The sequence below is a fragment of the Sphingobium olei genome, from assembly GCF_042678845.1.
Lineage (GTDB): Bacteria > Pseudomonadota > Alphaproteobacteria > Sphingomonadales > Sphingomonadaceae > Sphingobium > Sphingobium olei.
The window spans coordinates 25,314-44,771 of record NZ_JBHTLS010000135.1 but is presented as its reverse complement, the minus strand read 5'-3'; the positions used below and the strand labels follow the sequence as shown (position 1 = coordinate 44,771).

At 64.6% G+C, this 19,458-nt stretch carries 19 protein-coding genes; 14 read left to right on the top strand and 5 right to left on the bottom strand.

Annotated features, from left to right (window positions below; translation table 11 throughout):
- Genes ACFQ24_RS19980 through ACFQ24_RS19970 form a run of 3 tightly spaced genes read left to right on the top strand, consistent with a single transcriptional unit; the run spans position 1 to position 2,625 of the window.
- Positions 1-1,098: a glycosyltransferase gene (locus tag ACFQ24_RS19980; protein WP_380914479.1), complete on the top strand. Its 1,098-nt coding sequence runs from the start codon at positions 1-3 to the stop codon at positions 1,096-1,098.
- Between the two features lie 10 nt (positions 1,099-1,108).
- Positions 1,109-2,197, top strand: a complete 1,089-nt coding sequence (locus ACFQ24_RS19975; protein WP_380914478.1) for a CDP-alcohol phosphatidyltransferase family protein — start codon at positions 1,109-1,111, stop codon at positions 2,195-2,197.
- The gene (locus tag ACFQ24_RS19970) at positions 2,194-2,625 is read left to right on the top strand and encodes an HIT family protein (RefSeq protein WP_380914476.1); all 432 of its coding nucleotides are present in this window, start codon (positions 2,194-2,196) and stop codon (positions 2,623-2,625) included. The genes ACFQ24_RS19975 and ACFQ24_RS19970 overlap by 4 nt, the downstream gene beginning before the upstream one ends.
- A 133-nt stretch (positions 2,626-2,758) precedes the next feature.
- On the opposite strand, the gene ACFQ24_RS19965 is transcribed toward ACFQ24_RS19970, so the two are convergent.
- Positions 2,759-3,529: a phosphocholine cytidylyltransferase family protein gene (locus tag ACFQ24_RS19965; RefSeq protein WP_380914474.1), complete on the bottom strand. Its 771-nt coding sequence runs from the start codon at positions 3,527-3,529 to the stop codon at positions 2,759-2,761.
- Between the two features lie 121 nt (positions 3,530-3,650).
- On the opposite strand from ACFQ24_RS19965, the gene ACFQ24_RS19960 reads away from it, so the two are divergent.
- Positions 3,651-4,955, top strand: a complete 1,305-nt coding sequence (locus ACFQ24_RS19960) for a lipopolysaccharide biosynthesis protein (protein ID WP_380914473.1) — start codon at positions 3,651-3,653, stop codon at positions 4,953-4,955.
- On the opposite strand, the gene ACFQ24_RS19955 is transcribed toward ACFQ24_RS19960, so the two are convergent.
- Both ACFQ24_RS19955 and ACFQ24_RS19950 read right to left on the bottom strand, forming a co-directional pair.
- Positions 4,945-6,051: an NAD(P)/FAD-dependent oxidoreductase gene (locus ACFQ24_RS19955; protein ID WP_380914471.1), complete on the bottom strand. Its 1,107-nt coding sequence runs from the start codon at positions 6,049-6,051 to the stop codon at positions 4,945-4,947. The genes ACFQ24_RS19960 and ACFQ24_RS19955 overlap by 11 nt on opposite strands.
- The gene (locus ACFQ24_RS19950) at positions 6,048-7,001 is read right to left on the bottom strand and encodes an alpha/beta fold hydrolase (RefSeq protein WP_380914469.1); all 954 of its coding nucleotides are present in this window, start codon (positions 6,999-7,001) and stop codon (positions 6,048-6,050) included. The genes ACFQ24_RS19955 and ACFQ24_RS19950 overlap by 4 nt, the downstream gene beginning before the upstream one ends.
- Positions 7,002-7,048: 47 nt before the next feature.
- On the opposite strand from ACFQ24_RS19950, the gene ACFQ24_RS19945 reads away from it, so the two are divergent.
- From ACFQ24_RS19945 to ACFQ24_RS19910, 8 genes are all read left to right on the top strand, one after another.
- Complete coding sequence (locus ACFQ24_RS19945) at positions 7,049-7,522, top strand: A24 family peptidase (RefSeq protein WP_380914468.1); 474 nt, start codon at positions 7,049-7,051, stop codon at positions 7,520-7,522.
- A 51-nt stretch (positions 7,523-7,573) separates the two neighbouring features.
- Positions 7,574-8,587 (top strand): Flp pilus assembly protein CpaB, encoded by a 1,014-nt coding sequence (cpaB, locus tag ACFQ24_RS19940; RefSeq protein ID WP_380914466.1) that lies wholly within the window; start codon positions 7,574-7,576, stop codon positions 8,585-8,587.
- A gap of 1 nt (position 8,588) precedes the next feature.
- Entirely contained in the window at positions 8,589-10,088 is a 1,500-nt protein-coding gene (locus tag ACFQ24_RS19935; protein ID WP_380914464.1) for a type II and III secretion system protein family protein, read from the top strand.
- Between the two features lie 15 nt (positions 10,089-10,103).
- A complete protein-coding gene (locus tag ACFQ24_RS19930) occupies positions 10,104-10,769 on the top strand; it encodes a CpaD family pilus assembly protein (RefSeq protein ID WP_380914462.1) in 666 nt (221 codons plus the stop codon).
- A 1-nt stretch (position 10,770) separates the two neighbouring features.
- On the top strand, positions 10,771-12,054 hold the full coding sequence (locus ACFQ24_RS19925; RefSeq protein WP_380914460.1) for a pilus assembly protein CpaE: 1,284 nt from the start codon (positions 10,771-10,773) through the stop codon (positions 12,052-12,054).
- A 52-nt stretch (positions 12,055-12,106) separates the two neighbouring features.
- The gene (locus ACFQ24_RS19920; protein WP_380914458.1) at positions 12,107-13,105 is read left to right on the top strand and encodes a type II secretion system F family protein; all 999 of its coding nucleotides are present in this window, start codon (positions 12,107-12,109) and stop codon (positions 13,103-13,105) included.
- 15 nt (positions 13,106-13,120) lie between these two features.
- Positions 13,121-14,110: a type II secretion system F family protein gene (locus ACFQ24_RS19915; protein WP_380914456.1), complete on the top strand. Its 990-nt coding sequence runs from the start codon at positions 13,121-13,123 to the stop codon at positions 14,108-14,110.
- 131 nt (positions 14,111-14,241) lie between these two features.
- Entirely contained in the window at positions 14,242-14,667 is a 426-nt protein-coding gene (locus tag ACFQ24_RS19910; protein WP_380914454.1) for a DUF2147 domain-containing protein, read from the top strand.
- Between the two features lie 44 nt (positions 14,668-14,711).
- Here the strand turns inward: ACFQ24_RS19910 and ACFQ24_RS19905 are convergent, their stop codons facing one another.
- Entirely contained in the window at positions 14,712-16,445 is a 1,734-nt protein-coding gene (locus ACFQ24_RS19905) for an acyl-CoA dehydrogenase C-terminal domain-containing protein (protein WP_380914452.1), read from the bottom strand.
- 297 nt (positions 16,446-16,742) lie between these two features.
- On the opposite strand from ACFQ24_RS19905, the gene ACFQ24_RS19900 reads away from it, so the two are divergent.
- A complete protein-coding gene (locus ACFQ24_RS19900) occupies positions 16,743-17,726 on the top strand; it encodes a sterol desaturase family protein (RefSeq protein WP_380914450.1) in 984 nt (327 codons plus the stop codon).
- A gap of 32 nt (positions 17,727-17,758) precedes the next feature.
- Positions 17,759-18,358, top strand: coding sequence for a hypothetical protein (locus ACFQ24_RS19895; RefSeq protein WP_380914448.1), 600 nt, complete (start codon positions 17,759-17,761; stop codon positions 18,356-18,358).
- Here ACFQ24_RS19895 and ACFQ24_RS19890 read toward each other — a convergent pair.
- Positions 18,329-19,372: an isopenicillin N synthase family dioxygenase gene (locus tag ACFQ24_RS19890; protein WP_380914446.1), complete on the bottom strand. Its 1,044-nt coding sequence runs from the start codon at positions 19,370-19,372 to the stop codon at positions 18,329-18,331. The two genes, ACFQ24_RS19895 and ACFQ24_RS19890, sit on opposite strands and share 30 nt — an antisense overlap.
- Positions 19,373-19,458 lie beyond the last annotated feature (86 nt).

The following is a 19,458-nucleotide window of genomic DNA, read 5'->3' as shown; positions in this document are numbered from 1 at the left end:
ATGGCTCGAATCGCTCTTGTCACATACGAACTCAACCAGGGGGGCACCAATCGTGTGCTGTGCCACCTGGCTAACGGATTTGCCGAACAGGGGCATCGAGTCGACGTGCTGTACTGCACAACGGCGCGCGCGCAATTCGATCTGGACGCCACGCTGCGAAAGGACGTCAATCGGCTGGCCTTCGGCGAAATGGACGCCAGGAGCCGGGGCTTCGCGCAATTCACGATGTTCAGGCACTATTGCCGGTGGCTTCGGCGCGAGCGGCCCGACATCGTGCTGGCGACGGGCAACAATATCAGCTGGTTCACGGCGCTGGGCGTTCTCATTACGGGCGCAGCCAAGCGCTATTATGTGAAGACCACCAACCCCATCATCCGTGAACGGGACAGCCGGTTCATCACCTGGATACGACGGCACGTCTATACCTATATATTCCGCCGGGCAGCAGGCGTGCTGACCTTGAGCGACGCGGAAACGCGCATGCTGCAAAGCCAGTTTCCGCTCGCGGCGGACAAATTCGGCATGGTCTATAATGCCTATCTGACCAGCCAGTTCGAAACGCGCGACGCGCCACCGCGCCAGAAGACGGATCGCCCGATCACGATCCTGGGCGTGGGACGGCTGGTGCAGCAGAAGCGCTTCGACCGGCTGTTGCGCGCCTTCGCCGCGATGCGGTCGACCAACGCGCGGCTGCGTATCGCGGGTGAGGGCAAGGACCGCGAGGCCCTGACCGCGCTCGCCGCCGAGCTCGGCATAGCGGACCGAGTGGAGTTGATGGGCTACACGCCCGATGTCCCCGTCGTCATGGCCGATGCGGACCTTCTGGTCCTGTCCTCCGATTATGAAGGCCTGCCCGCCGTGGTAGTAGAGGCTCTGGCGTCCAACCTGCCGGTGATCAGCACGGACTGCTTCGCCAATGCGCGCGATCTGCTGGAAGGGCTACCCGGATGCGCGGTGGTGGAGAAGACCGACGATGCGCTGACGAAAGCCCTGGATGCGTGGATGGCCGCCCCGCCTTGGGGCCTAGAGTTGAAGCCGTACGCCATGCGCTATTCCACCCTCTCCGCCACGCGCAGCCACTTGGCGGCGATGACCTGAAAGCATCTCCATGTCGACCATAGCCCTGCGCCAGATCGGCGCGAATGCGACGCCGATCTGGGGCATGTCCAATGCCGAGCGGAACCGGCGCATGGCACAAAGCGCGGCGAAGAACGGCAGCAGGCTGGCGCCGGGGCATGAACTGCTCTTCAACCTAGCCTATGCCTTCGACCCGCTGCTCCTGCGGCTGGCGCTGGAAACGCCCGGCACCCTTTTCGCCTGGGCGGGCGAGCCCGTCGTCGGGCAGGTGGAGCAAGGCAGCGATCCGCTCACCGCGCCGCATGTCGTCGACCTGTCGGACGGCCGCAAGCTCTATAACCGGCAGCTGCGCAAGCTGGAACAGCCCATGGTGCGCGAACTGACTCCCGACACCCGGCGGGAGATCGAGCGGCGCAGCTATTTCGGCGCCTATAAGGGCGTCACCGACCTGCTCACCAAATATCTCTGGCCCGAACTGGCGCTGATCCTGACGCGCATCGCCGCGCAGTTGCGGATGACGCCCAACATGGTGTCGGTGATCGGCGTGACCCTGTGCGTGCTGGCGACCTTCCTGTTTGCCAAGGGCATGTACTGGACCGGCTTCCTCTCCGGCTTCATCTTCATGGTGCTCGACACGGTGGACGGAAAGCTTGCTCGCTGCACTATCACCTCGTCCAAATGGGGCAATGTGATCGACCATGGCGTCGATCTCGTCCATCCGCCCTTCTGGTGGTATTTCTGGGGGACGGGGCTTGCCTATTGGGGCCTGCAACTGTCCGGCGGCACCTTCACCTTCATCATGACGGCGGTGATCGCGGGCTACATCCTCCAGCGCCTGATCGAAGGGATGTTCCTCAAGGATTTCGGCATGGACATCCATGTCTGGCGGCCGTTCGACAGCTGGTTCCGCCTCATCACCGCACGCCGCAATCCCAACATGGTGATCCTGTTCGTCGCACTGCTCGTCGGCCGGCCTGACATCGGCCTCGTTGTCCTGGCCTGGTGGACCATCCTGTCGCTCCTCGTCCATGCGGTGCGGCTGGCGCAGGCCTATGCGGTGAAGCGGTCCGGCCGTCCCATCGTCAGCTGGATGGATGAGGCGGAAGGAGCGACGGCATGAACGCCACCATCGACAAATTCGGCTATCCGGCGACGCTGGTGGCGGAGTTCGACCATTGGCTGGTGCTGCTGCGACCGGTCCAGCCGACGCTCGGATCGCTGGTGCTGGCCGCCAAAAGCGACGCCACCGCGTTCGGCGCCCTGCCGGCAGACGCTCATGCCGAACTGAAGCAGGCGACCGCCGCCATCGAAAGCGCCCTGTCCCGCGCAGTCGATTATGCCAAGATCAACTATCTGATGCTGATGATGGTCGACCCGCACGTCCATTTCCACGTCATTCCCCGCTATGAGGGGGAGCGGAGCGCGGTCGGCCTGACAATCGCCGACACCGGATGGCCGAGCCAGCCTGATCTGGCGAAAGCAGTCAAGCTGGACAGCGATGTGGACAGCCTGCGCGACTGGTTGAAGGGCTATTTCGCGGCCTGCTGACCCGGTCTGTCCGTCATCGCCACACGTTGCTATAACTGCCCTACGGTCGGCCGTTGCTCGAAAGGATGTTGCGGCAGTAGGAAACGCAATGTCAAAATCTACGGGAAATGTGCGAAGTTAAGGCGGGATTTTCCTATTTGCCGTAGCGGCCTTCTTCAACCCATTTCGCGGTCAGAACCATCGCGGCTTCTACATCCTGCGGAAAATCCACCTCCTGCCATTCCAGTCCTTCGATCGATGCCGTCCCGACCCGATTGCCCTTGGCGATGATGTCGATGGCGCGCAGATACCAGCGCTCGACGCCCTCGGGCGTGCGCATCATCTGGTCGATTTGGTTGCGGAATATCGCCGGCCCTTCCCCGGTAAAGGCCAGCATCCCGATCGACTCGGCATTGGTGTCGGGCGGCAGCAGCCTTTTGCCGATGGCGCGCAATCGCCCGTCCGCGTCGCGGCTGACCTTCATGTCGTCATCATCATAGTCGCCATCGGGCTTCACATCGACGGTCACGGTGATGGCGTCCTGCGCTCCGGCGATCAGCTTGCCGACTATCTCGTCAGAAACGATGGTGTCGCCGTTCAGAATGATGAAGTCCCGGTCCATCTCTTCCCGCACGATCCAGCAGGTGCCCAGATTGTCGGCCACCTGGAAGAAGGGGTTGAAGACGGTGCGGATGCGCGCCCCGGTGTCGCGATACAGCTGGAGCGCATGGTCCTCGACCCGCTCGGTGCGGAAGCCGGTGACCACCACGATGTCGGTGACGCCGTTCGCCACCAGCGCCGCGACCTGCCAGCTGATAAGGCTGCGACCGTTGAAGTCGATCATGCATTTGGGCACGTCGCGCGTCAGCGGCAACAGGCGCGAACCCTGCCCCGCCGACAGGATGATGGCTTTGGTGATGCTCATGGCCGGCGCCTTAGCGCGGGATTGGGCCGAAAAAAAGGCGGCTTCAAGTCGGCCCGCGCAATCGCTAGAGAAGGTCTCGCCGGGCATCCGGCCGCCACAGGAAAGGCCTTCCGTCATCACCATGTTCAAGCAAGGATCGGGCGCGGCTGGCGATGGGTTCGCGCGCATCCTGGCCAATACCGGCTGGCTGCTGGGGGGCAAGGGCGTGGGCGGCGTGCTCAGCCTCGTCTATCTCGCCATCGTCACCCGGACGCTGGGCGTCGCCGACTTCGGCCGCTTCGCGCTGGTGCTGAGCGCGGCCACCGTCATCAAGACGCTGGTGTCCTTCGACAGCTGGCAGATCGTCGTGCGCTACGGCCAGCGACATCTGGCGACGGGAGACGGCGACGCGCTCAACCGGGTGCTGCGCTTCTGCGTGCTCGTAGATCTCGCCTCCGCCGCCGTCGGCGGCCTGATCGCCGCGATCATCCTGTTTTTCTTCGAGGATCTGCTGGGCCTGGGCGTCGGCATGGGCTGGCAGGTCTGGCTGTTCTGCATGGTGATGCTGATCACCATCCGTTCAAGCCCGACAGGCGTGCTGCGACTGTTCGACCGCTTCGATTCGGCGGCGCTCGCGGAAACCATGATCCCGGTGGGCCGCATGATCGGCGCGATCCCGGCGTGGCTGCTGATGCCCAACATCACCGGCTATCTGATCGCCTGGGGCATGGCGGAAGTGCTGTGCGCCGCCACCTACTGGTATCTGGCGATCAAGGTCGGGCAGGACCGGATCGGCAGCTGGGGCGCGGGCCGCGCCATGGATGCGAAGCACGAGAATCCCGGGATCATCGGCTTCCTTACCGCCACCAACCTTCAGACCAGCCTCACCTCGGTCGGTCAGCAGGTGGCGGTGCTGATCGTCGGCGGCTTCGTCGGCCCGGCGGGCGCGGGTCTCTATCGTCTCGCCAACCAGCTCGCCAATTCCCTGACCAAGATATCCAGCCTGCTGTCGCGCAGCATCTTCGTGGAGCTGGCGCGCACCAGCGATCAGGGGAAGGAGGCGCTGGGCGACCTGTTCCGCCGCACCAACCGGCTCGCCCTGGTGGCGGGCGTCGTCATCATCGGCCTGATCCTGATGATCGGCAAGCCGCTGCTGGGCCTGATCGCCGGCCAGGAATTCGTGCCCGCCTATCCGTTGCTGCTGATGCTGGGGGTGGCCGCCTGCATCGAACTGATCGGCGTCAGTTACCGCCCGCTGCTGATGGCGACGGACCGCGCCGGCCTGTCGCTGCGCATCACCTTCGCCGCGACGCTGCTCTTGCTGGGGCTTCAGGCGCTGCTGCTGCCGCTCTACGGCACCAACGGCGCGGCGATGGCGAACATCGTTTCCTCGCTTGCGAGCTTCGCAATGATGGGCCTGGCCAGCCGCCGGGCGGTCAGGCAGTGAAGCGCGATGGCGCGTAGCGCTGCGGATCGACACCGGCGAGCGCGTCCGGCATGGCATCGCCCCGGATGAGCGCAGCGCCCAGCAGCGCGGCCGCCGGCGCGGTCTGGATGCCGAACCCGCCCTGCCCCGCGAACCAGAAGAAGCCGGGCACCTTTGCATCGAAGCCATAGACGGGCGCCCGGTCCAGCGCGAAGCTGCGCAGGCCAGCCCATCTGCGCTCCACCGCTGCCACGCGCCAGTCGACCGCCTCCTCGAACCGGGCGATAGCCTGCGCGACATCGAGTTCCTCGGGCGCGGCATCGCAGGGCTGCGAAGGCACCTCGTCATGCGGGGTCAGCCATACGCGGCCCGGCCCTTCGGGCTTGAAGTAGAAACCCGAACCCAGGTCCATGACGAGCGGCAGATCGGGCGAGGGCATGTCCGGCACGCGCAGCTGCACCACCGTCCGGCGCAGCGGCGTGATGCCCACCGGATCGACGCCGCACGCGACCGCCACCGGATCGGCCCAAGCGCCCGCCGCATTCACCAGCAGCCGGCAGGATAGCGCGCCCTGACCCGTTTCGACCCGCCAGCAGTCTCCGACCCGCTCTGCCGCCAGAAGGGAAGAAGCCAGCCCCAACAGGCCGCCCGCGCGGCGGAACTTCCGCAGATAGGCCTGATGCAGCGCGGCGACGTCTATGTCGCGGCAGCTCGCCTCCAGCACGCCCAACGTCCATTCCGGGCGCAATCCGGGCACCATCCCGGCCGGGTCGACCTGCGTCAGTTCCACCCTCCCGGCGAAGTCGGATAGCAGCGCGTCCCGCAACGCCTCGTCCCCCGCCTGGCCGATATGCAGGGTGCCGCGCGGCGAAAGAAACGAACGGTCGTGGAAATCGGGATCGGGGTTGGCCAACAACGGCCCCGACGCGGTGGTCAGGGGCTGCACCGCCAGGCCGCCATAGCTCTCTTCCCAGAAGGCGACGGAGCGGCCGGTCGCGTGATAGCCGGCCTGATGCTCCATCTCCAGAATGACGACATCCGCATGGCGGGCCAGCTCCGCGCCCAGGCTGGCGCCCGCAATGCCGCCGCCCACGATCACGATGTCAGTCTGAATCAACGCGCCGTCTCGTCCAGAAAAGCGTCGATCCTGCCCAGCGCATCCAGCCGGACCGGATCGGATTCGCGCAGTATCTCATGCGCTGCCTCCGGCCCATAGACATGCAGCCGCGCGCTCGCAATGCGTCCCACCACCCGCCGGATCGCGGGCGTGGACACCAGCCTGTCCTCCCGCGCAGCAAGGATCAGCAAAGGCGTGGCGATCCGCGCGATGGCGTCTCCATCGGCAAGGCTGCGGGTCGAACGCAGCGCCTCCAGCACCCAGGTCCAGCTGGGCGACCCCAAGGCGATATCGCGGCTGTGATCGCGCCACCATAGCTCGTCAGCGTAGCGATCGGGATCGTGGGTCAGCCGCCTCTGCCGGATGCGGTCCAGCCGGTCCGTCCCCTCCTTCTGCGTCCAGGCCTGCCGCTCGCCAAAGCCCAGCCGTACCATGGCCCAGGCGATCGCAACCGCCAGCCAGCGCGGCAGCGGCGCGCTGTGCACCCCCAGCATCGGCGCAACCGCGACGGCGGCATCGGGCGGCATCATCCCTTCCGCCAAGGCGCGCAGCAGCATGTGACCGCCCATGCTGTGCCCCAGCATGACCAGCGGCCCCTCCCCCTCCGCGCGCCAGTCCGCCGCCAGCGCCCTGAGGTCGGAAATCCAGACTGCGTAATCGTCGATGTGGCCGCACATGGGATCGTCGGTCAGCCGGCCCGACCCGCCCTGCCCGCGCCAGTCGAAGCTGGTGACGGCCCAGCCGCGGCTCGCCCAGTGATGGATGACCTCCAGATATTTCTCGATCATGTCGCCGCGCCCGCCCAGCACCAGCATACGGCCTCGCGCGCCGCTGCCCAGCCGGTAGCGGCGGATCGGCCAGCCGTCGGGTGCGGACCAGTAATCCAGACGCCCGCCAGCCGGCCAGGCCCGCCTGTCGATCGGCATGGAAGGGAAATCAGGCGAATCCATCGATCATGGTTACGGTTTGGTAAGCCAAAAGGTCTAGTCCGCAGCGCATGACCGGGGATTTTTTCAGGCTGGCGCTGATTTGCGCTCTGGGCGCGTTGCTGATCGTCGCGGCGATCACGGACCTTCGGTCCCGCATCATTTCCAATCGGCTGAACCTGATCGTGGCGGCGCTGGCGCCGCTGTGGTGGATCGCCTGCGGCCTGCCGCTCTGGCCGGGCGTGGTGGTACAGCTAGGCGGGGGCATCCTCGTCTTCATGATTTTCGCGGGCCTCTTCGCCCTCGGCATGATGGGCGGCGGCGACGTGAAGCTGCTCGGCGCGCTCGCTTTGTGGTTCCCCTGGCAGATTCTCGTGTCGCTGCTGGTGTTGATGGCGCTGCTGGGCGGCGCCGTGACCATCCTGACCGTCATCGACCACAAGCTACGGAAAAAACAGGGCCAGGCCGAGATTCCCTATGGCGTCGCCATCTCGATCGCGGCCCTTTGGGTGCTTGGCGAACAATATCTTAACCATTTTGCGTGATGACCGGGATGTTTGGGGCAGTGCACCCATTTGAGGGAGGCGAATTTCGTCATGGATGCTAAGAAGATCGTGCTGTTGGTGGGGGCGCTAATCGTGGCGGTCACGACAGCGTTGCTTGCGCGCAGCATGCTGAGTTCGTCCAGCACTCCCCAGGTCAACGCCGCGGCCATGCCCGCAGATGCCGACCAGCCCCATGTGCTGGTCGCGACCAAGGCGCTGCCCGTTGGCACCATCATCGATGCGGAAAGCTTCCGTTTCCAGCCCTGGCCCAAGGATCTGGTCGAGCAGGCCTATTATCTGCGCGGTCAGGCCGATCCGGCAAAGATCGCGGGCAGCGTCGTGCGCACCGCCATCACCGCCGGGCAGCCGCTGACGCAGGGCGCGCTGGTGAAGCCGGGCGAGCGCGGCTTCCTTGCCGCAGCCCTTGGCCCCGGCATGCGCGCCGTGACGGTTCCGGTATCGGCGCAAAGCTCCGTCGCGGGCTTCGTCTTCCCCGGCGACCGCGTCGACCTTGTCCTGACGCAGAGCGTGTCGGGCGGCGGCGACGGCGATCCGCTCAAAGTGTCCGAAACCATCCTGCGCAACCTGCGCGTGCTCGCCACCGACCAGCGCATGGACGCCATGGGCCCGGACGGCAAGCCGGTGGTTCAGACCTATTCCAACGTCACCGTCGAGGTGACGCCCAAAATCGCCGAGAAGATCGCGGTTGCCCAGACCATCGGTTCGCTCTCCATGTCGCTGCGTTCGATCGCGGATAACGCCTCCGATCTCGACGCGGCGATCGCGGGAACCGATGTCGACCTGCCCGGCAACGCCAATCCGAACGCGGAAAAGGCGATGATCGCAAAGCTGGCGTCGCGTCCGGTCGATCGCGGCTCCACCTATTCGACCGGGGCGGACGTGTCGCGCTACCAGCGTAGCTCGGTCCCGGCCAAGGCCGAAGCAGCCGTGCCCGCCATGGCGGCCGCCAACGGCGCGCCGGTCGGCACGGTCGCCTTCAAGGGACCGGTGATCCGCGTGGCACGCGGCACCAATGTGACCGAAGTTCCGGTCGGGGGTAAGTAAGATGAAGAGCTTGCACATGCACGCCGCGCGCGTCGCCCGTCCGGTGATCGCGCTGGGCATCGCGGCTGCCGCCGTGATGGCCCCCGCCGTGGCGGTCAACGCCGAACCGTCCACCATGCAGGACAATGCGATCCTGATGTCGGCGGGCGGAAGCCGGGTGGTCAACCTGTCGGCACCGATGTCCGACGTGGTGATCGCCAACCCTGAGGTCGTGGACGTCCATGTCCGCTCGCAGAACCAGCTCTACCTGATCGCGAAGAAGGCGGGCGAAACTACCGTCTTTGCGACCGGAAAGAACGGCAAGGTGCTGTTTTCCGGCACGGTGCGGGTCGGCAATAACCTGACCAGCATCGACGACATGCTGCGCCTGGCGATGCCGGAGGCGGACATCGCCGTCAACAAGATGAACGGCATGATCCTGCTGACCGGCACGATCAAGGCCCCCGAGGACGCCGCCGAAGCAGAACGGCTGGCGCAGGCCTTCGTCGGCAAGGACGTGACCGTGGTGAGCCGCCTGCGCATGGCGACACCGCTGCAGGTCATGCTGCAGGTCAAGATCGCTGAGGTGAACCGTGATCTGGGTCACAAGATCGGCATGAACATCACCGGCCTCGGCACGGGCACGGGGAGCTTCAGCGGCTACATCAATCGGGCAACGCGCCCTTTCCAAACCAATAGCGGCGGCGGCGCACCGACGGACGACATTTCGCGCTCCTGGCTCTTTAACAGCCCCACGGATGGGACGACCTCGCTTGGTTTCGTTGCCAAGTTTCTGGGCATGGACCTCGCCGCTGCGCTGGATCTAGCCGAATCGAGCGGTCTCGCTACCACCCTCGCCCAACCCAACCTGACCTCGCTGTCGGGTGAGACGGCGAGCTTCCTCGCAGGCGGCGAATATCCCTACACGGTCAATAACGGCCCATCATCGGGCAATAGCATCGAATTCAAGCAATATGGCGTGCAGCTGGCCTTCACGCCGACCGTGCTGGCCGATGGCCGCATATCGCTGCGCGTACGGCCGACCGTGTCCAGCTTGGACTTTTCGGTAAACGCCAACGTGCCGGCGCTGCGCAGCCGCACCGCCGAAACCACGGTGGAGCTGGGTTCGGGCCAGGCCTTCATGATCGCGGGCCTCCTCAACAACCAGACGAGCAACAACATCTCGAAGGTTCCAGGCCTTGGCGACATTCCGATCCTGGGCAGCCTGTTCAAGTCGCGCCAGTTCCAGCGCAACGAATCCGAACTGGTGATCGTCGTCACCCCCTATCTGGTGAAGCCGATGAACGCGACGGACGTGCGCCTGCCGACGGACGGCTTCCGCAATGCGACGGAGTTGCAGGGCGTCATCACACAGCAGACCAATGACGGGGTCAGCGGCGGCCGTCCGGTCGGCCCGATCCGCGAACCCGGATCACCGGCACCTGCACCCGCGATTGCGCCGCAGGCCTCTGCCGCAAGGCCCGGCAAGTCCGGCGCCGTCGCTCCCGGCTTCAGCTTCTGACGGAAGGTTAAAGATATGATCCGCCATACCCCCGCCCGTCTGTCGCTCAAGGCTCTGGGCATTCTGACCCTCGCCACGCTGCCGATGCTGGTGCAAGCGGCCCCGCCGCGCGAGAACCGCAGCCTCGATTCGGTGCATCAGCCGGTCGTCAGCCAGTCCGCCTACACGTTCGACGTGCAGCCGGGCGCGAGCGGCGGCCTGTCGGCGGCCGAAGCGCTCCGCCTCAATGACTGGTTCGTTTCGATCGGCCTCGGCTATGGCGACGATGTCGCGATCGTCACCGAGGGCGGCTATTACAGCCCTGCGGTGCGCGACGATGTCGCCGCCGTCGTGGCGCGCCATGGCCTGCTGGTGTCGGAAGACAGCTCCGCCGTCGCCGGTCCCGCGCCGGCTGGCAGCCTCCGCCTGATCGTGCGCCGCTCGACCGCGCGCGTCCCCGGCTGTCCCGACTGGCGGTCGAAGCAGGAAACCAACATGAGCCTGCCGACTTCGTCCAACTTCGGATGCGGCGTGAACAGCAACTGGGCCGCCATGGTCGCCAATCCGGAGGTTCTGGTCCGGGGCCAGGGCACCGACAGCGACCTGCGGACCGCCACGTCCAACCGGGCGATCTCCGCCTATCGTGACAAGGCCCCGACCGGCGCAGGCGACCTCAAGCAAATCAACGCGGGAGGCCAGTGACATGAACGCACCCTGGAAACCCGGCATGACCGGACAGCGTGATCCTTTCCACGCCTTCGTCTGCGACGATCACAGCTTCGACATGCTGCGCGCGGTCGCGGCCGAGATGGGCTGGGCACCGGAGAAGGTGAACAAGGGCGGCATGCGCAACGCGGTGCAGAGCCTTTCCATCACCGCTTCGCCGCAAATCCTGTTCATCGACATGTCGGAAAGCGGCGACCCGCTGAACGACATCAACAGCCTGGCCGAAGTGTGCGAGCCCGGCACGGTGGTCATCGCCGCCGGGCAGGTCAACGACGTGCGCCTCTATCGCGATCTCGTCGCCAGCGGCATCCAGGATTATCTGCTCAAGCCCTTCGGTGCGGACCAGCTGCGCGATGCACTGGCCCAGGCGCAGGCGGTCTTCATGGCCCCGCGCGATACGGGGCCGGAACGCCCCCACTGCACCATGGCGGTGATCGGCGCGCGTGGCGGCGTCGGCGCTTCAAGCGTCGCGACCTCACTTGCTTGGCTTCTGTCGGAAAAGAAGAAGCGGCCGACCGCCCTGCTCGACCTTGACGTCCATTTCGGCACCAACGCCTTGGCGCTCGATCTGGAGCCGGGCCGTGGCTTGACCGACGCAATCGAAAATCCCAGCCGCATCGACGGCCTGTTCATCGAACGGGCGATGGTGCGGGCCAGCGACACGCTCGCGATCCTGTCGGCCGAAGCGCCGATCAGCCAGCCGCTGATGACCGATGGCGGCGCATTCTACCAGCTGCTGGAGGAATTCCACCAGGCCTTCGAATGCAGCGTCATCGACCTGCCGCGCAACATGCTGATCCAGCATCCGCACCTGATGGCGGACGTGAATGTCGCGTTGGTCGTTACGGAATTGACGCTGGCGGCGGCGCGCGACACGATCCGCATCCTCTCCTGGATCAAAACCAACGCGCCTCAGAGCCGCGTGGTCGTGATTGCCAACCGCGTCCACCCCGGCTCGCCCGAAATCAGCCGCAAGGATTTCGAACAGTCGATCGAGCGCAAGGTGGACGTCCTTGTCCCCTTCGACCTGCGGGTGGCATCGCAGGCCGCGAAGCTGGGCAAGACGATCGCCGAAACCGCCAAGGGCAGCAAGGTCGGCGCGGCCTTCACCGGCCTGCTGAACGCCGCGATTGGCGCGGGGGATGCCGATGATGGCGCGCCAACGAAGCAGGGCGGGAAGAACCAGTCCCTGCTGGGCAAGATCGATTTCAAGTCGATGATCCCGTCACGCCGCAAGGACAAGGCGGCGCACGAAGGCTGAGGGCCTGCCGCCTTGGGGCGGCGGGCTTCACATAGAGGGACTGGCGGAGGCGATGGACGGGAATTTCATTCTGATCATGGTGCTGGTGGCGACCCTTCTGGGGATCGCCGTCGTCGCCATTGCCGGTCCGTCAGCCGACAAGGCGCAAAAGCGCCGCGTCGCCATGATCCGCGGCCGGCACAGCGAGTCCGCCGAGGCGCTGCTGGAAGCCCGCATGCGCCGGGCCATTTCCAACCGGAACACGGGCGGCGACGCAAAGATGCTGGTGTCGCTGATCCCCAATCCGGAAAATCTGGCCAAGCGGCTGCAGATGACCGGGCGGAAGTGGACGTTGAGCCAGTATATGACCGGCTGCGCGGTCGTCTTCCTGCTGATCACCGGCTTCCTGGCCGTGCGCGGCTTCCCCTTCCTCTTCGCGATGATGGTGGGGCTGGCGGCGGGCCTCGGCCTGCCGCACTGGTGGGTCGGACGCCTGATCAACAAGCGCGTCAACCTCTTCACCGTCAAGTTTCCCGATGCCCTCGAACTGCTGACGCGCGGCCTGCGGTCGGGCCTGCCGATCACCGAGACGCTGGGCATCGTGTCGAGCGAAATCCCGGGGCCGGTGGGCGAGGAATTCAAGCTCATCGCCGAACGGATCAAGATCGGCCGCACCATGGAGCAGGCGCTTCAGGAAACCGCCGACAGGCTGGGCACGCCGGAGTTCCAGTTCTTCGTCATCACGCTATCGATCCAGCGCGAAACCGGCGGCAACCTCGCTGAAACACTGTCCAACCTGGCGACGGTGCTGCGTCAGCGGGCCCAGATGAAGCTCAAGATCCGCGCCATGTCTTCGGAATCGAAGGCGTCCGCCTATATCATCGGCGTCCTGCCGTTCCTCGTGTTCGGCCTGATCACCTACATCAATTTCAACTATATGATGCCCTTCTTCACGCCGGATCCGAACGGACTGTTCGGGCTCGGCATGATGCAGGTCGTCGGCATCGGCGGGATGTGCTGGATGGGCATTGGCGCCTTCATCATGGCCCAGATGGTCAATTTCGAGATTTGAGGGGGAAATAGCATCATGGACGCCCCTGCCCCCGCCGGCACCCTGTTTGGCCTGACCGCAACCGATGTCGGCACGTTGCTCGCCGCGATGGCGACCCTTGCCGTGCTGTTCGCGCTCTATGCCGTCATGACAGTGCGCGATCCGATGGCCAAGCGGGTCAAGGCGCTGAACGACCGGCGCGAACAGCTCAAGGCGGGCATCACCGCCTCCACCGCCAAGCGCCGCGCCAAGCTGGTCAAGAAGAACCAGACCACGGACCAGATGCGGTCCTTCCTGTCGAGCCTGAAAGTGCTTCAGGACGACCAGCTGAAAGACGCGCAAATCCGATTGGCGCAGGCCGGCATCCGATCGAAGGATCTGGCGGTCGCCGTCATCTTCGGTCGCATGATCCTGCCCATCCTGATCGGCGGTACGGCTGCGGTGCTGCTTTACGGCGTCGGCATCCAGCCCGAATGGGGACCGATGAAGCGCTTCTTCGCATTCGCGGCTGCGCTGTTGCTCGCCTACAAGGCCCCCGACATCTATATCAACAACAAGGTGCAGAAGCGGTCAGCGGCGATCCGCAAGGGATTGCCCGACGCGCTCGATCTTCTGGTAATCTGTGCCGAAGCCGGCCTGACCGTCGACGCCGCATTCAGCCGCGTCGCGCGCGAATTGGGCAAGGCCTATCCCGAACTGGGCGACGAGTTCCAACTGACCGCGATCGAACTGAGCTTCCTGACCGAACGGCGCATGGCCTTCGAAAATCTGGCGAACCGCGTGAAGCTCGACGCGGTCAAGGGCGTGGTCACGACCATGGTCCAGACCGAGAAATATGGCACGCCGCTCGCTTCCGCCCTGCGCGTCCTGTCGGCCGAGTTCCGGCACGAGCGCATGATGCGCGCCGAGGAAAAGGCGGCGCGCTTGCCCGCGATCATGACGGTGCCGTTGATCCTGTTCATTCTGCCGACCCTGTTCGTCGTCATTCTGGGTCCGGCGGCCTGCTCGATCAGCAAGGCCTTCTGACGGCAAAGGGCAGGATCGGGCGCTTGCCGTAGCGTCCGACCGCTCCTCCTTCCAACTCGTACAAACCGCTGGAACCGAAGGCTTTCTGCGGCTATTTTACGCTGACGTAAAAGGAAAGAAGAGAGGATCGCATGCGCTTCAATCGTCCCGCCGCCATTGCTGCCTTTGGGGTCGTTGCCCTTTCCGCGCTTCCGGCGCAGGCGGCGCAGCCCGTCACGGGGCGGTGGGCCACGGTCGATGGGAAGGCGATCGTGGCGATCGCGCCCTGCGGCCAGCAGCTGTGCGGTCGGATCGAGAAGATCGTGAAGCCGACGCCCGGTCGGCCGCAGACGGACATCAAGAACCCTGACCCGGCGCTGCGGTCCAAGCCGCTGGTCGGTCTGGCGCTGCTCACTGGCTTCACGGATGCGGGCGACCTTTGGAAAGGCACCATCTACGATCCCGAAAGCGGCAAGAGCTACACGTCGAAGGTCAGCCGCAACGCCAACGGGACATTGAAGGTCCAAGGCTGCATCGCCTTCTTCTGCAAGACGCAGACCTGGACGCCAGTGCGATAAGGAAGGGTCGCGCCGGAACGCCGTTGCGTCCCGGCGCGCATGTTTCAGAAGGCTTCGGCGGGCAGCGCCATCATCGCCTGCTCGCCCGCGAGGATCGCGGTCGCCAGCCCTTCCGACTGTGGCAGCACGCGATCGGCATAATAATCGGCGACGACGCGCTTGGCGCGATGCAGGTCGTCCTCTCCACCGGCCGCCACGGCCATGCGCGTCCACATCCAGCCCATCGAAACGAGCGCGAACAGGCGGAGATAGTCCACCGCCGCCGCACCCGCCGCGTCCACCGACGCGCCCTGAAGGCGTGCCGTCACCTGCCGCAGCCGATCCAGCGCCTCGGCCGTCCGAGCCGCGACCGGGACAGCGCCATGGTCCGCCAGGTCCGCCTGGATGAGATCGAAGAAGCCGTTGACGACGCTGCCACCGCCCAACGGCAGTTTGCGCCCCACCAGGTCCATCGCCTGGACGCCGTTCGTCCCTTCATAAATCTGGGCGATGCGGGCGTCGCGAACATATTGTTCCATCCCCCATTCGCGAATGTAGCCATGGCCGCCGAACACCTGCTGCGCCTGCACCGCGCTTTCGAAACCAAGGTCGGTGAAGGCCGCCTTCACGACCGGCGTCAGCAAGGCAACCAGCGCGTCGGCCTTCGCCCGCTCCGCCGCGTCGGGATGGTGATGCGCCCGGTCGAGTTGCAGCGCGGTCCAGCCGGCGAGCGCCCGCCCGCCTTCCACGAACGCGCGAATGTTGAGCAGCATGCGCCGCACATCGGCATGTTCGATGATCGGCACGGGCGCACGGCCGCCGTCCGCGCTGCGGCCCTGCAGCCTGTCCTTGGCGTAGGCGGCCGCCTGCTGATAGGCCGCGCCGGCAATGCCCAGCCCCTGGATACCGACCATCAGCCGTTCCGCGTTCATCATCGTGAACATGGCGGCAAGGCCGCGATGGGCTTTGCCCACTAGCCAGCCGGTCGCGCTGTCATAATTCATGACGCAGGTCGGCTGGGCGTGGATACCCATCTTCTTTTCGAGCGCGCCGACCGACATACCGTTGCGGACGGTGAAGTTACCCTGTGCACCAGGCAGATATTTGGGAACCAGGAACAGGCTGATCCCCTTCACCCCCGGCGGCGCATCGGGCAGCCGGGCAAGCACGAGATGGACGATGTTGCCGCCGAAATCATGATCGCCCGAGGAGATGAAGATCTTCTGCCCCGTCACGGCATAGCTGCCGTCCGCCGCTGGAACGGCTTTGGTCTTGAGCAATGCCAGGTCCGTGCCCGCGCCGCTTTCCGTCAGCGCCATCGCGCCGGTCCATTCCCCGCTCACCATGCGGGGCAGGTATGTCGCCTTCAGATCGTCGCTCGCATGGGCCATGATCGCCTCGCACGCGCCCCGCGTCAGGCCGGGGAACAGGCCGAAGGACAGGTTCGCCGCCGACAGCATCTCGTCGAGCCAGAGTTGCAGGATGAAGGGCAGGCCCTGTCCGCCATAAGCAGGGTCCGCAGAAAGCGAGGCCCAACCAGCCTCGGCAAAGGCGCGCCATGCGTCGGCAAAGCCACTGGGCGTTACGACTTCGCCATCGATCAGGCGGCTGCCTTCCTCGTCGCCGTGGCGGTTGAGCGGGTGCAGACGCTCCGCGCACATTCGGCCCGCCTCCTCCAACACCGCGACAGCCAGGTCGGCATCCACCTCACGGCCCAGATCCTCCATTTCCCGGTCGAAGCGAAGCGTGTCGGCCAGCAGGAAGCGGTAATCGTCGATCGGGCAAACATAGTTGAACATCGGCTTCTCTCCTTGCGCGGAGTAAATACCAAACATCTGTTGTAGTCAACGTGATTGCCGACATCATACTCATTGAAGTGCGTCCCGGCACGGTCGCGCCATGCCGCCATCGCGTCTCACGCGAAAAGACATAGACGGCATCTATGGGGCTTATACCCCAAACCCGTCTGGCGCATCCCCCCCGACTTGCGGATGCTGAATGGACAAGATGGTCTTGATCGGGGAACATCGGCTTCGTTGCCTCATGCATGGCTGACAAAGCCTGCACGAACGAGGCGACATTTCGGGGACAGCGTTATGGAAGGCGTTCGCGTAGGCAAGAGAGTGATAGGCGCGCAGGCGCCGGTCATCGTCGGGTGGGAAAATATCGGCCGCGTGGAAGGCGGTCCGGTGAAGCAGTTCATCTTCACCTGGTTCCAACCCGCGGCGCTCTTCGCGCTGGTCGCCTTCTGGTACTATGCCCCCAATTCCATCGCCAAGGCGTCCACCGCGATCGGCATCGGCATCGGCTTCAAGATACTGCTGCTGGCGCTCGAGTGGGTCAGCCCGCGTTACGAAAGCTGGCGCCTGACCTGGAAGGAACTGGTCACCGACCTCTTCTATGTGGGCCTGGGCTATACCATTCTGGACCTGGTCGAACATTATATCGGCAGCGGGGCGATGATCGAGGCTATCCAGCATAGTTTCGACTGGGACAAGGTGGCATGGTTCACCGGCCTGCCGCTGCTGTTGCAGGCTTTCCTGATCTCCTTCATCTTCGACTTCGGGCAATATTGGATGCACCGGGGCATGCACAACTGGTATCCGCTCTGGCTGCCCCATTCGGTGCATCATTACATCACCCAGTTGAACATCAACAAAGGTGCGGTCGGCAATCCGATCGAGCTTTTTCTGATCGGTCTCGGCATCGGCGGCTTCTTCGACTTCCTGCCCAGGGCCGCGCTCCTTGCCGGCACCTTTGGCCTGACGATCGGCATCTACCAGCACATCAATGTCCGCTTCAACACGCCGCGTTGGTGGCGCTTCCTGTTCAACACCACCGAGCATCACAGCCTGCATCATTCGCAGGACTATGAGGCGACGCGGAGCAATTATTCCAACACCTATATCTTCATCGATCGGATGTTCGGAACCTGCGTCGACGGCGAAGCCGAATTGCTAGGCCTGGAGAACGGACGCCGCATGTCGATCCGCGAACAGATGACCTATCCCTTCACCGAAGGGTGGAAGAGCATCAAGGAACGCTATGGACGGCCCGAGACGGCGGTGCCGGCGGAATGACGGCTCAGTCGCGCTTACAACGAGGGGATGACGTGACCGTGCGGTTCCTGGAGTGGATCTGGCATGTGAAGGGCAGCCTGGCGCTGACGTCAGAGCAATCGGCCGACGATGCTCTGACGAAGCTCGGCCCCTTGTTCAACCAGAACGGGACCAGTTACGAGCGCAGGGGCGACACGCTCACCTTCAGCAAGAGGGACCAGGCCGCGCAGGACAAGATGTCGATCTTCGATGGCGGCGTCCTCAAAATCGAGAGGGAGCCGGCCGGGCCGGTGCTGCGCTATCATCTGACCAGCCGGGCATTGCTGTTCTGCTTCCTCGCGCCCTTGCTGTTCCTGAGCTTCGCCGGGCTGACCATCGCAGCCGGCAAGTTCACCAAGCCGCCGGCCGAAGAAACGTCGAAGAAGGACGACAAGAAGGACAAGGCCCTGCCGCAGCATTGGATCGATAAGGCGCTGGGCGCCCCCGCTCCTGAAAAGCCCAAGAAAGACGACAAGAAGAAGGACGAAGGCAAGGGTCCGAAGCCCACCGCGGCCTATGTCTTCGCAGGCCTGTTCGCCGCGCTCTATGTGGTGGGCCGCATCCTTGAGGATCGGCTTGTCAAATCATTGTTCCGGAAGAAGCTGCTGGGCTGAGATGGCTGGGATCGGTTCCTTCGCGCTGCGGTTCAACCCGAAGGAGTTGAGCGGCAGGGCATCGTTCAGCACGAGTTCTCCGCTCTCGATCCTGCGCTTGAGATAGGCGAAGGTCTGGGCCGTCTGGTTGAACAGATGCTCGCCGCCTTTCAGGGGTGCATAACGCGCCGGCTCGCCGGTCGTGACCGGAGCCACGACATAGTCATAGTCGCATGCGTGGAAGAGCGCGAAGGAATAGCGTTCCTCCCCGACCTTCTTCACCCGGTGCCGCGTGGCGACATAGCGACCGTTGGAGAGGATCTCCATCATGTCGCCGATGTTCATGATCATCGTCCCCTGGATCAGCGGAACGTCCATCCACGCACCATGCTTATCGACGATCTGAAGACCGGGCGCGGTGGCGAACAACAGCGTGAAGCATTCATAATCGGTATGCGCGCCGATACCGGGACGGTCCTCCGCGGTGGCGTCCAACGGATAATGGATCAGCCGAAGCTGGGTCGGCGGATTGCGGAGATGCGCGTCGAAATGATCCTCGTCGAGCCCGAGCGCCAGCGCAAAAGCACGGAACAGCTGTCCCCCGATAGTCGTGACATGGCGGTAATAGGCTTGCACGTCCTCACGGAAACCCGGCATATCCGGCCAGAGGTTGGGCCCCAGCAACGGTCGCCGGCCCTCTGACCCTCTATAGTCGCAATTGACATCGAACGCTTCCTTGAGGTCGCGCTGGTCGGGGGCGAACTGCTCCTCTCCCACCGGCACATATCCGCTGTGATTTTCCGAAAGGCCGATATAGCTCTGCATCTTGATAGCGGTATCGAGCGCGAAATAGCCCCGCGCCCGATCGACGATGCGGCGGAACAGAGCGTCGTCCATCTGCGCGCCAGCGATGTAGAGGAAACCGGACTCCACGCAAGCACGGTCGATTTCGCGCGCGACGGACAGCCGATCCTCCACGTTCGGGCTCGCCAGCTTCGAGATGTCGACGAGCGGCAGGACAAGGGGCTGGGTCATGGTCCCCGAAGGTAGCCCGCCCAGGTCATAGCGATAGACAGGCCGATGTTATGATTTCCATCGATTTGATCTATGAGCCAAGCAAC

What these genes read in the sequence shown, in the direction of transcription:
- cpaB (WP_380914466.1), top strand. Translation starts at nt 7,574, where the DNA reads ATGGATGCTAAGAAGATCGTGCTGTTGGTGGGGGCGCTAATCGTGGCG.
- ACFQ24_RS19970 (WP_380914476.1), top strand. Translation starts at nt 2,194, where the DNA reads ATGAACGCCACCATCGACAAATTCGGCTATCCGGCGACGCTGGTGGCG.
- ACFQ24_RS19975 (WP_380914478.1), top strand. Translation starts at nt 1,109, where the DNA reads ATGTCGACCATAGCCCTGCGCCAGATCGGCGCGAATGCGACGCCGATC.
- ACFQ24_RS19900 (WP_380914450.1), top strand. Translation starts at nt 16,743, where the DNA reads ATGGAAGGCGTTCGCGTAGGCAAGAGAGTGATAGGCGCGCAGGCGCCG.
- ACFQ24_RS19960 (WP_380914473.1), top strand. Translation starts at nt 3,651, where the DNA reads ATGTTCAAGCAAGGATCGGGCGCGGCTGGCGATGGGTTCGCGCGCATC.
- ACFQ24_RS19935 (WP_380914464.1), top strand. Translation starts at nt 8,589, where the DNA reads ATGAAGAGCTTGCACATGCACGCCGCGCGCGTCGCCCGTCCGGTGATC.
- ACFQ24_RS19950 (WP_380914469.1), bottom strand. Translation starts at nt 7,001, where the DNA reads ATGGATTCGCCTGATTTCCCTTCCATGCCGATCGACAGGCGGGCCTGG.
- ACFQ24_RS19910 (WP_380914454.1), top strand. Translation starts at nt 14,242, where the DNA reads ATGCGCTTCAATCGTCCCGCCGCCATTGCTGCCTTTGGGGTCGTTGCC.
- ACFQ24_RS19945 (WP_380914468.1), top strand. Translation starts at nt 7,049, where the DNA reads ATGACCGGGGATTTTTTCAGGCTGGCGCTGATTTGCGCTCTGGGCGCG.
- ACFQ24_RS19920 (WP_380914458.1), top strand. Translation starts at nt 12,107, where the DNA reads ATGGACGGGAATTTCATTCTGATCATGGTGCTGGTGGCGACCCTTCTG.
- ACFQ24_RS19930 (WP_380914462.1), top strand. Translation starts at nt 10,104, where the DNA reads ATGATCCGCCATACCCCCGCCCGTCTGTCGCTCAAGGCTCTGGGCATT.
- ACFQ24_RS19915 (WP_380914456.1), top strand. Translation starts at nt 13,121, where the DNA reads ATGGACGCCCCTGCCCCCGCCGGCACCCTGTTTGGCCTGACCGCAACC.
- ACFQ24_RS19905 (WP_380914452.1), bottom strand. Translation starts at nt 16,445, where the DNA reads ATGTTCAACTATGTTTGCCCGATCGACGATTACCGCTTCCTGCTGGCC.
- ACFQ24_RS19925 (WP_380914460.1), top strand. Translation starts at nt 10,771, where the DNA reads ATGAACGCACCCTGGAAACCCGGCATGACCGGACAGCGTGATCCTTTC.
- ACFQ24_RS19965 (WP_380914474.1), bottom strand. Translation starts at nt 3,529, where the DNA reads ATGAGCATCACCAAAGCCATCATCCTGTCGGCGGGGCAGGGTTCGCGC.
- ACFQ24_RS19980 (WP_380914479.1), top strand. Translation starts at nt 1, where the DNA reads ATGGCTCGAATCGCTCTTGTCACATACGAACTCAACCAGGGGGGCACC.
- ACFQ24_RS19890 (WP_380914446.1), bottom strand. Translation starts at nt 19,372, where the DNA reads ATGACCCAGCCCCTTGTCCTGCCGCTCGTCGACATCTCGAAGCTGGCG.